This is a genomic window from Adlercreutzia muris (assembly GCF_041223505.1).
Taxonomy (GTDB): domain Bacteria; phylum Actinomycetota; class Coriobacteriia; order Coriobacteriales; family Eggerthellaceae; genus Adlercreutzia; species Adlercreutzia muris.
The window spans coordinates 227,535-239,597 of the sequence record NZ_JBCLQK010000005.1 but is presented as its reverse complement, the minus strand read 5'-3'; the positions used below and the strand labels follow the sequence as shown (position 1 = coordinate 239,597).

Genomic DNA, 12,063 nt, shown 5'->3' with positions numbered 1-12,063 from the left:
CGGCATCGGTGGCGCCCTTGTCGAACTCGCTCGACAGGTCGATGGTGAGCATCTGCACCTTGTCGGTGTCGGGCAGGTACTTCCGGTTGGCCGCAACGGGATCGTTCGGGTCTCCCCCGGCAATGCGCACCACGTCGTCCCAGGTCTCCACCCCCTGGGTGTTGTAGGCGGTGTCGCCGAAGCCTTGGAACATATTCACGTTGCTGACGCGCACCGAGCCGCCAGTGATAAGGGTGTAGCCGAGGCGGGCGCCGATCTCGAGGAGGCGCGGAGGGCCGCTGCCGTAGGTGACGGTCGCCAGGAGCGTTCCGCCGGTCACGCGGATGATGTGGTTCTTGTTCGAGGCGGGGCCGTGGCCGCAGCTCTGGCCGAAGGCGTTGCCGTGACCGCCGTTGTGGGCATCGACGAACCCGCTATTCAGGGTGATATCGCCCGCAACGGTATGGTAGTTCTCCAAGCCGGGATATTGCACGTCACCGGTGTTGAACTCGGTTGTCACGGTATCGATGAAGCTGTAGCCGTGGGAATTCTCTTCCTTCTTCAGGATATCGATCGCATCGCCCTTTGCGGTGCAGTCCATATTGGTGCTTGTCGTGTAGTAGCCAAGACCCGACCCAATACCCGATCCGCAATAGCCCGCCGTGGCCTTGATACGGCCTCCGTTGATGGTGATGACGGTTCCGGAGCCGCCCGCTCCGCCTCCGATGCCGGCACCGTTGGAATAGGAGAGGTTGTTGCTCGTAGAGGTGGCGGTAATGCGGCCGCCGTTGATGATAATGGTGCCGCTGTTCTCCTTGGGGCCGCCGCCGATGCCAGCCGACTGGCCGCGGCCAACAGCTGTCAGTTCCCCAGGGTTCTTCGCATCCATCTCGGTGGGAGCGCTTCCCGCCGAGAGCTTCTGTCCCCCGATGAGGGTCACATCCGAGCCGATGAGACCGTTGACGGGAGTTACGATGTTATTCGACGTGTCGAGGTTGCGCACCTCGTCATCGATGACGAGCACCGATCCCCAACCGCAGCGAATGCCGGGCCAGCCACTGTTGGCGCTTACCGTTGACTCGAGGATGTTGCTCGTGCCGCTCGCGAGCGTTAGGTGCAGCATGGTCTTGCGACGGATCTCGTCGGCGGTGGCGGCCTTGCGCTGGTTCTCCGGCGCTTTTCCGTCGTTGTCGGCAATATCCTTCACATTGTTGACCATGTTGATGGGCGCCGAGGTGGTGCTCTGGATGGTCACGCCGGCCAGGGTGAGGTCGGCATGCACGCCGGCATCGATCTGGATCGTCTGAGCCGTCGTGGTCACGCCGTCGGCCATCTTCACCGTGAGGGGCTTTGAGCTGAGAATGTGCAAGATACCATCGGCGAAGGAATAGTCGGTGCCGTCGGTGCCGCCGCTGATCTGAAGCTGGCAGCCCGCCGGCGTGACCCACCCGCCATCGCTGGGTACGGGATCGCCAGCGGGAGTGGCCGCATCCGAGGCATCGCGGGCGGCCGTCGCGGCCCGCTGCAGGTATTGGCCGGCCGTCGTCACGGCTTGCAGAACGCCCTCTGCTTGGGAGGCGGTCCCGTCCTGCGGTGTTTGATCTAATGGCTCGGCACCCGCGTCGACGAGGGGCCCGTCGAACGCCCCTTCGCCGGAACTGTTCTCAGAACTTAGGGGGGGGGTAGCGGTATTTTCCCCGTCGGCGTAGGCGGCGCCGGCCGGGACCATCAGGCCCCAGGCGAGCACAGCGGCCAATGCGCTGCGGAGGAACCGATGCTGCTGCTTCATGGCGGTCATCTCCTGGCTCTCTTATCGCGGGCGCCGGCACGGCCCCTTCGCCGTCCCGTTGCGCTTCCGTTACCAAGCTGTAGATAACAGCGCATTATATACCCTTCTTGTCCCCGATGCCAAGATGCGCCCCCCGCCAGTGGCGAGGGGCGCTTGTCATCCCTTTTGACCGGGGCCCTCCGGAGAGGGCCCCTCCTTCCGATCGGAGCCGTTAGGGACGTCTCTCCCGCGGCCTCTTCTTACTCCTCCTCCCCTTCTTCGTCCTCCTCCTCATCCTTGCGGCGGCTGATGAGGACGAGCAGCAGGGCCGCGGCACCCAGCAGGGTGAGGCCGAACAGCCAGGGCATGAGCTCGTCGCCGGTCTGGGGCAGCTTCAGGTAGAACAGGTTCGTGCCCCACGGGGTGGTGACCACGATGGTGTTCCAGTCGTCGTCGCTGCCGGTCATGCCGAGGTCCACGGAGCGGTCCACCTCGGGCGTCCAGTTGTAGGGCGCCAGCAGGTTGAACTTGTGGCCATAGGCGTTGGGGGTGGTGCGCACCTCGGTGAAGGAGCCGAGCACCGCCATGGCCGGGGTGATGCCCACCTTGCCCGTGCCGAGCACCGAGCCGGCGGCCTCGCCCCAGTCGGAATCGTTGTTGTCGTCGTTGCCCACCTCGATGGGCACGAAGTCCTTGCCGTCCGGCATGGTGGCGCGCACTCGGTAGATGTAGGGCGTGTTGGCGCCGTCCACCATGGGCAGCCCCTCGAAGCGGTAGGCGCCGTCGGCGTTGGTCTCCTGGGAGGCCACCTCGGTCCAGCCGTCGCCGCCCTCCACGGTCTGGCCCTTGATGGCCGCCAGGGCCGTGGGCTTGTAGGAGGCGCCGTTGAAGCCGACCGCCGCCGTATCGCCCAGGGTCTTGCGCTCCAAGTACACCATCAGGCCGGGCACCGGCTCGGCGGTCTCGTCCTGCAGACCGTCGGCCTCCGGATCGTCGAAGGCGATGCCGGCGATGGTGGCCAGGGCGTAGGGCACCAGGCCCGTGTCGTTGAAGTCGGAATCGACGCCCATGGAGATGACCCAGGTGGTGCCGCCCGGGCCGGCCAGGTAGGCTGCGCCGTTGCCGACCAGGTCGGAGCGATCCGACGGGGAGGCCAGCACGATGAGGCCGCCGTGGGGATCGGCCGGATCGAGGAGCTTGGTGTCCTCGTTCAGGTCGGAGTCGGTCTCGTGGGTGCCCTTGTTCATGTGGGTCACGCCATAACCCGCCGGCAGGTCGTCCACGGTCACCTCGAAGCCGTAGAGCACGTAGGTTTCCTTGCCGTCCACCATGCGCTTGCCGGCCACGTCCAGGTTGTCGAAGATCCAGCGGCCGTCGGCGTCCGAGGTCACCGTCTGGCTGAAGGTCTCGTCCAGCTGCCAGCCGTCGGCGGAGTACCAGTAGCGCTTCAGGCTCACGGGCACGCCCGCGATGCGGCCGGTCTCGCCGGCATCCTGGATGCCATCGTAGTTGTCGTCGCGCCACACCACGCCGGCGATGTGGGCCTGGGCGATGCGGAACAGGCCGTAGCCGTGGTGCAGCGAGCTGAACCAGTTGATGTCGGACCACATGTTGTCGCCCTCGAGCTCCATGCGGCGGGCCTGGTAGGCCTCGTACAGGTCGTGGTCGCCCGTGCCATCGTAGACCGGCGCGTTAGCCGTGCCGTCGGCGGCGGTGGCATCGGTGGTCTCGCGGCCGTCGGGGCCCAGGTACACCGGCTTACCGCCGAGCATCTTCTGCTTGCCGAAGATGGCCTCGTGGTAGTCGGGGTGCGCCTCGTACAGCTCGTCCAGGTCGGCCAGCAGGGCCTCCTCGATCCAGGCCAGCACCTCGCTCTTCAAGGTGTCGGTCACGGTAATGCGGGCCACCGGCCTGTCGCCCTGGTAGAGCGTGGTGAGGAAGGCGGCCTCGGTCGCCGCGCGCACCGTGCAGTCGGCGTGGGTGCAGCCGGTCTCGGTGCAGAAGCCGTCGCCGTCCTTCTCGTGCAGGCACACCGAGCAGGTGTCGCACAGGCCGTCGCCGTCAACGTCGGCCACGGCGCGGTCGTCGTGGTTCGCCAGGCAGTCGCCGCACAGATCGCAGCGGTTGTCCAGGTCGCCGTCCACGTGCTCGCACTCGGTGCCGGCCTGGGCCGGGCAGCAGTCGCTGGCATGGTCGCAACCCGGCTCGGTGCAGAAGCCGTCCACCTTCCCGTGCATGCACTCCTTGCAGGCGTCGCAGAAGCCGTCGCCGTTGCCGTCCTCGTGGTCGCAGCCCTCCGGGTCGCGGTTGACCTGCGAGTCGAAGGTGGCGTAGGCGCCCTGGGTCTTGGAGGAGTCGGACTCCGTCGCATCGGCCAGGGTGGTCAGCACGATGAGGCCCTCGCTGGCGGCGTCGGCCGGATCGATGGGCAGGGTGTAGTCGCCCTTGTGGCCGGCGGCGTCGGGAATGTTCGGGCGCAGGGAGCCGAACTTCTCGTCGAAGTCGGAGTTGATGGTGTCGTCCACCTCGGCGTCCACGTGCTGCAGGGTGGGCGCGTAGGCCTCGGGCTCGGGATAGCTCACCACTTCGGCCTTGTAGGCGAACAGCACCTTGAACTCGGCGGTGTTCTCGCCGGAGCGGTGGGTGCCGGTGCCGTAGGCCATGAACTCCCAGCGGCCGTTCTCGTCGGTGGTGGCGAAGCCGGAGCCGGGCACGTACTTGAAGTACTGGTCGTTGCCGTCCTTGTCCTCGCTCACCCACTGCTCGCGCACCTCGTCGGCCGGGGCCACGGCCAGGGCCTCCTCCTCGGTCAGCGGCAGGTAGGTGTGCTCGCCCAGCCCGTCCTTGGACAGGTCGTGGACGCCGGTGAGCTCGGCCAGGTCGGCCTGGGAGAAGCTGTAGTCGCGGCGCCAGACGCCCTTCTCCCCTTCCGGCGTGGCCTCGCCGATCTTGTCGATGCAGGCGTCGAAGGCCTCGCGGATGACCCGCTTGTTGTCGGCCCCCTCGGTGTAGCTGTTGAGGGAGGTGCCCTGGGTGGCCTCGAACACGTTGAGCTTGTTCAGGGCCGCGCGGTACACCGTCTCGCGGTCGGCGGCCGTGGCGTTATCCAGGTCGGCGCCGATGGCACCGAGCCAGTCGATCATGGCCTGGGCCGCGGCCGCGGGATCAGCCACCGCGTCGTCCTCGTCCTCCACGTAGGCCGGGGCCATGGCCTCGATGGCCTTGTACTCGTCCTTCGTGAGGCCGGAGTTCTTGTAGCTGCCGTCGCCAGCGGCGTTCTCCCAGTAGCCCATGCCGGCATCGTCGTACCAGTAGCGCACCAGACGGATCACGGCGCCCTCGATGCCCGCCTCGCCCTCGGTCATGAGGCCGTCGGAGTTCTCGTCGTTCCACACGTCGCCATCGATGAGCACCGGCAGGCGCTTGGTCAGGCCGGCGTCGAAGGCGCGCTTGTAGTACATGCGGTTCGCGAGGTCGTAGTCGTTCTCCATGTAGGTGATGGCATAGGCGCTGGCCAGCAGGCTGCCGTTCATATCGGCATCCTCATCCACCTGCTCGGCCACCACGGCGTACACCTCGTTGGCCTTGTCGGCATCGTTCACGTTGTCGGTGAGCGACGACTCGAAGGAGGTGAGGTCGGAGTTGTTGCCCGTGCCGGCACCGTCCACGTGGAAGCGGCTGGCCACGTACTCGCCGGAGTCGTCCACCACCTTGATGGCGTAGCCGGTCAGGTACGGGGTGGCCATGGTGAAGTTCGGGTCGGCATCGGCCAGTGCCTGCATGCGGTCGTCGTAGGCGGCCTTCAGCTCGGCGTCGGCCTGGATGAGCTTCATCTGCTCGCCGGACAGGGACTTGATGTCCTCGGCCGACAGCGACGCGATCATATTCACCGACACCGGGCGGGCGTGCAGCACCTTCAGGTCGGAGGTGGACAGCGCCGTGCCGTTGGCGTTGGGCACACCGTAGGGCTGGTAGACCTTGGTCATGTCGGCGGGCTTGGAGGCGGTGACCACGTCGCCGTCCACGAGCACGTAACCGGGCAGGTTGTTGAACTCGTAGATGCCCTCCGCGTTGGTGAGGGTCCACAGCTGGTGAGCCTCGATGACCACGCCGCCGCAGTCGTCGCACTTGCCGTCGCCCTTGCCGTCGGCGCCATCGGCATCGCGGTGGGCCGCCGCGGCGTCCACCACGGCCCCGCAGCCGGCGCAGGTCGCCGTATGGGTGTTGTCCAGGTTGTCCTTGTAGGCGAGGCCCTTGCCCACATGGTCGCAGGCGGGAGCCGTGGCCAGCGAGGCCTTGCAGACATCGCAGACCTGGTCGGCGTCATCGTCCACGTGGGGCGCATCGTCGGCGAGCACCGTGTTGCAGCTGTCGCACGCCACATCATGGGTGCCGTCGCCGTTGTCGGTGGCCACCGCGCCGTTGTGCAGGCACGCGCCGCAGGCGTCGCAACAATCGTCGCCGTCGCCGTCGGAGCACGCAACGTTGGCCTCGGTATAGGTGCAGGCCGGGTTATCGCAGGTCACCGTATGGGTGCCGTCGTTGTTGGCGGTCGCGGTGCGGTTGTCGTGGGTGCAGCTCGGGTCGCCGGGGTCGGTCACCTGGGTGTTGCCGTCACCCTCGCCGTCGGCCAGGGCCGCCGCACTCACGGGCACCGCCGCGGGCACCACGCGCCGGGCCGCGGGCTCGCCGCCCTCGCCCTCGCCGGCCTCTCCGCCGGCCTCGGGATCGGTAGGCTCGCCCGGGTTCTCCGGGTCGGTAGGCTCGCCGCCCTCGCCCTCGTCGGGCTCGTCGGCGCCGTCCTGGTACTGGTAACCGCCGGCCAGGTTGGTGTTCTCCACCCACACGCCGGAGTCGCGCAGCACGCGGACATGGGCCTTGCGCAGGGCATCGTAGTCGTAGGTGCGGCCAGAGCGCACCAGGTACACCTTGCCGTCGGCACCCACGACGATGTTGCCGCCCTTGCCGTCCACCAGGCGCAGGTCGCCGTCCTCGTTCTCGTAGAAGACGTTGCCGTCCTCGTCCTCCAGCAGCTGGTGGCCGCGGTCGTACTCGGGCACGAAGTAGTACTGGGTGAGGATGACGCGCAAGTTCTCCACGCCCTCCTCGGTCTTGTCGCTGTCCTCGGTGTCGAAGCGGTCGTCGGAGGTGTCGGAGTCGTTCACGCCGTCGTAGTCCTCGTCGTACCAGGCCTGGCCCACCAAGCTGGAGCGGTCCGGCGGCACGAAGCCGGCGTTCATGGAGGCCTGGTTCTGGCCCGCGGCGAAGTCGTAGCCGTTCTCGCCCGCGACCGTTTCCTTAACGGGGTTGCCGTCGGCGTCGTAGACCGGCTTGCCGTTCTCGTCGGTCTTCACGCGCTCCTCGGACCAGGGGAAGACGGCCTTCTGGGCCGCCAGGCTGGCATCGTCGGAGGCGCCGGCCAGCACGATGCGCCAGTCGGCGGCGTTCTTGGCGATCTCGCCTTCCACCGTGGTGCAGGTGCCCGCGGGCAGGGTGCAGGCGCCGTCGCTGTGGGCCTCGTCGGCGGTCTGGATGTTCGGCTCGTCGAGGAACACCGGGTAGTTGTTGTTCTCGTAGTGCTTCCACACCTCGGCCAGGCCATCGGGGTTGCCGGCGTCCTTGTCCTCGGCGGTCACCATGGGCTGCACCCGGGAGTTCACGACATCGTGGGCCGTGGTCTGGGCCTCGAAGGTGGTCACGAGCAGCGAGCCCATGCCGTCGTCGGCCTTCACGCCGTTCACCTCCACGGTGTAGGACGCGAGGGTGTACTCGTACTTCTTCGCCGCGGCGTTCCACTGGCGGTAGGCCGTGGGCAGCTTGTCGAAGAGGTAGTAGCCGGTCACGGCCTTGCCGCCGAGCTTGCCCTCGGAGACGAGGGTCGGATGGGCACCGGTCAGCACGGCCACCTTGCCGCCGCCCAGGTTCTTCGAGCCCGGGATGGTCTGGGTGAGGTTGGCGGTCTCGCCGGGCTTCAGGGTGTTCTTGCCCGGGGTGGTCACGTCGGCGGCCTTCACGTTGGTGTCGTTGCCGAAGTCGGCGTTCTGCACCCAGGTGCCGTCGGCGGCCAGCAGCCACTGCTTCAGGATGACCTGCTTGTTGTTGTAGCCGTACTCGATGAAGTCCTCGGTGACCTCCTTGCCGTCCTTGGTGAGCGTCTTGCGCACCTCGGTGTTGTAGTTGTACAGGCCGTCGTAGTCGGCATCCTCCCAGACGAAGCCGTCGATGGCGTAGGTGGGCGGGATGATGATGCCGCCGTCGTTGTGGTCGCGGCTGGCGCCCATCATGAGGTCGTAGGCCACCAGGTCGCCCTTGCGCATCGGCTCGGCCACCACGGGGTTGCCCTCACCGTCGGTCACCACGTCGCCGTTCTCGTCGCGCTCGTAGTTGGGCGTCTGGTCGGCGTTGTGGGAAGCCGGGGCGTACACGATGTTGGAGCCGTGAGAGGTCAGGCCGTCGGGGGTCTGGCCGTCGGCGTTCACGGTCTCCAGCAGCACGATCATCTCGCTGCCATCGGTGTCCACCAGGTAGTTGTCCTCGGACAGGTCGGAGTCGTGACGGTAGTCCACGGGCGCCTCGGCGGTGCCGCGCACCTGGTACTTGGCCTTGAAGTCGGCCGCATCCGCCACGGAATCCTCGGTGACACGCACCTGGTAGCCGTAGACGACCCACTGGGTGGTGCCGCCCACGGTGCGCAGGCCCGCGGTCTCCAGGTTCTCGAAGCTGTAGGTGCCGTTGCGGTACAGGTCGTTGCCCACCAGCTCCTCGTTGAAATCGAGGGTGAGCGCGGTCTTGTCCGTATCCTCCTCCACGAGCACCTTGCCGGTCACGACCTTGGCCTCGCTGGTGCCGTCGGGCGCCCAGGCCGTGGTGTCGAGCACCCAGTCGGTGCCGTTGAACCAGTAGCGCTCCAGGGCCACGGCGTAGCCGTTGATCGGAGCCTCGTCGGTGCGGGCGCCGGTCTCCTCGTCCACGAAGGTGTCCTGGATGCCGTTGTTGTTGGCGTCGTTCCACAGGATGCCGCGGATGGACTGGCGCGTGGGATGGGTGGCGCCCACGTAACCGCCGGCCAGCGGGATGCTGTAGCGATCCCACACCTCGTGCTCGAGACCGCCCTCATCGGTCCAGCTGTCCACGAGCACGCGCTCGGTGTCCACGGTCAGCCAGTCGTAGGCCGCCGTGCCGGCCGTGCCGGCCAGCAGCTGGGACAGGGGCACCCGCGCGTAGTCGGCCGGGTCGGCCAGCTTGGTCTTGCCCTCGCCGTCGCTCACGCCCTCGCTGGCCAGCACGATGCGGCCGCCGTTATCGTTGCCACCGAGGTTGCCCTGGGCGGTGCGGGTGCCGGCGACCACGGTGCCGTCCTCGGCCACAACCTCGGCCCGGTCGGTCACCACGCGGCCCGCGCCGCCGGTCAGGGGCGCTACGCCGGTGCGGTCGAGGTTCTCAGCATCGGAATCCACCGTGACGTCTTCGCCCACATGGTAGCGGGTGAGCAGCCAGTTCTCGCCGTCGGCCGCATCGGAGCCGCCGGCGCCGAGGCCGTCGAACTCCACCTGGTAGCCGGCGAGCGCGTAGGTGTCGCCTGCCAGGGCCACGGTGCGGTCGGCGGCGATCTTCAGGGCAGAGGCCTCGGCGCCGATGCCCACGATGGCGCTCGGCAGCTTGTCGAAGCCGTAGGTGCCCGCGTCCAGATCGGTCCTCACCGTCTTGCCGTCGCGGTCGTAGCCCACCGGGCCGGTGGTCACGGTGCGGGCGCCGCTGTTGTTGGGGGTCAGAGTCTGCTGCCAGGAGGTGGTGCCGGTGTCGGCATCGGTCACCGACTCCCACTTCACCTCGGCACCGAAGCCCTTTACCTGGGTCCAGGTCTGGGCATTGCGGTCGTAGGCCCACTGGGTCAGGGCCACGGTGCGCCCGGGCAGGCCGGCCTCGTAGACCGTCTTGCCGTTCTCGGCCCAATGGTCGCGAATGCCGTTGTAGGAGCGCTCGCGCTCGGCACGGTCGAGCAGCAGATCGCCGGACCAGGTGTCCTGATAGGAGTCGTCCCACATAATGCCGTTGATGGAGGCGGTCGGCACGGCGATAAGGCCGCCGTCGCCGCCCTGGGCCGACTGCACGTTCATATCGGTGTCGTAGGTGACGCCCTTGTAGGTCTTCTGGGTCTTGTCGTTGGTGGACGTGGAGTGCTTCTCGCGGGCGATGATGACCATGCCGTCGGCGCGGGTGGGGGTGCTGCCGTCGTCGGCCTTGTCGGCCACGCGGTTCACGAGCGTGAACTGGCCGCCGTCGATGTTGGTGCCGCCCATGTTGCGGAACAGGTCGGAGTCGGCCGTGTAGTCCTCGGCCGCTTCCACTCCGTCGTCGCCGTTGGCATGGGCGCGGGTCAGCGTGTAGCCGGCCGACACCGATTCCACCTCCACGGTGTAGCCGCACAGGTAGTCGGTGTCGGTGCTCTCATCGGGCTTGCTGAAGCGCGTGGGCACCTCCTCGCTCTTGTAGGTGCCGAGCGGCAGATCCTGGATGATGGTGGTGCCGTCCACGTCGTAGACGGGCTTGCCGTTGGAGGTGGTGCAGGTGGTGGCCGGCACGTCCACGTGGGTCACGCCGTCGGCCGCCAGGGTATAGGTGCGCTTCCAGGTGCCGTCGGTCCCACCGCTCTTGTCGGCGGTGTCGAGGTACCACTGGATGATGCGGATGCGCACGCCGGCGATGCCTTTCTCTCCCTCGTCCTGGACGCCGTTGTAGTTGGCGTCGTCCCAGATGCGGCCGGTGATGGGCGCCGCGGGGGGCATGATGTAGCCGCCGTTGATGCGGGTCTCGTTCTTGCCGAAGGTCAGATCGAAGGACACGTCGGTGGCGCCGGCGTCTCCCTCGTGGTTCTTGCCCGAGGCCGCCAGGGGGTACTGGGTACCGCTCACGCGGGCGCCGGCGGCGTCGGCCGTCGTCGAGCCGGCCAGCACCAGCATGGAGTCCAGGGTATGGATGTCGCCGTCGGAGCTGTACGCGTCGCTGCGCACGAGCGGGAAGGTGTCCAGGCCGAAGCGGTACTCGCGGGGCAGCCCGGCGTTCACGTTGGACTGGCCCTTGGAGTTCCACAGGTCGTGGTCGGCGTCATCCACGCTGGTATCGTGCGTGGTAGACATCTCGTACTTGCCCGGGGTGAACGACAGGTTGCCGCGGATGGCCACGGTGTAGCCGGCCAGGTACTCCTTGCCGTCCACGAACACGCGCACCGGCAGGTCGTCGAACTCGTAGTAGCCGTCGTTGGCCTTGCCGAAGTCGGCAGCGGCCTTGGTCGTGGTGGTGGCGAAGTAGAAGCCGGTCTGGTCGCGGTCGGTGTCGTAGGCGCGCACCGGGAACCAGTGGTTGTCGCCGTTGAAGCTGTCGGCGGTGTTCACCCGGGTGGGATCGTAGTACCACTGGCGCAGGTACATGGTGGTGCCCACGCGACCCTCCTCGGCCGCCTCCAGAGTCAGGTCCTCGCTCGGGTCGTCGGGGTCGGGGTAGGTGCCGGGCGTGCGGGAGTACCAGCCGTCCTTGTAGGCGTTGTCGCGCCACACGTAACCGCCGATGGCGCGGTAGGCCGGGGCCACCTCGCCCACATCGCCGGCCTCCTCGGTGGCCACGGGGCGGGTCCACTGGTAGGTAGCCGCGCCCGCAGTGTCCATGGCGCTTCCCGCCGGGATGGCGGCGAAGGCGGCCGGGATGCCCTGGGTGCTGTCGGCCTGGACGGTGCCCAGGATGACCTGGCCGTCGTTGGCGCGCAGGGTCTTGTCGGCGTAGCGCTCGATGACCGGGAAGCTGTGGTAGTAGGCCCGGGCCGGCTCGGCGGCGGCCAGGCCGATCTCGTCGGCATTGGCGGCCGGGCCGGTGGTGCCGTCGTCGGTGGCGTTGGAGTCCACCGTGAGGTCGGTGCCCTCGTTCACCGCGGTGATGTGCCACGGGTCGGCCAGCGTGCCGTCGGACTTCAGGTAGTTCTTCGCGGCGGCCAGCTCCACGCGGTAGGCGGCCAGGAAGTACTCGTCGGTGCCGGTGGCGTCGTTGTAGACCACCACGGCCGTGGGCAGGTTGTCGAAGACGTACTCGCCGTCGGCCACGGGAACCTGCGTGCCGTCGGCGGCGGTCTTGCTCGCAGCGCCCTGGGCGTAGGTGCGCACGGCCACCACGGCGTCCTTGCCGCGGCCGTCGGCGCGATTCTCGCCGCCGGTCACCACGGGCACGCGCTCGAAGTGGCCCGGATCGGTGAGGTCGGCCGGATCCTTCACGAACTTCAGCTCGGTGGTCACCCAGTCGGAGCCGAACCCGATGTTCTGCACCCAGGC

1 protein-coding gene and 1 pseudogene (1 of these 2 cut by a window edge) are annotated in these 12,063 nt (G+C 67.9%); both read right to left on the bottom strand.

Annotated features, from left to right (window positions below; all coding sequences use genetic code 11):
* Nucleotides 1–1,777, bottom strand: a pseudogene (locus AAK988_RS06570) (hypothetical protein); the annotation flags it as partial.
* A 230-nt stretch (nucleotides 1,778–2,007) separates the two neighbouring features.
* Nucleotides 2,008–12,063: the final stretch of an SdrD B-like domain-containing protein gene (locus AAK988_RS06565; RefSeq protein ID WP_369880526.1), read on the bottom strand. Its footprint extends 63,936 nt past the window's final position; the window shows 10,056 of its 73,992 coding nt (coding positions 63,937–73,992); the start codon falls outside the window, past its right edge; its stop codon occupies nucleotides 2,008–2,010.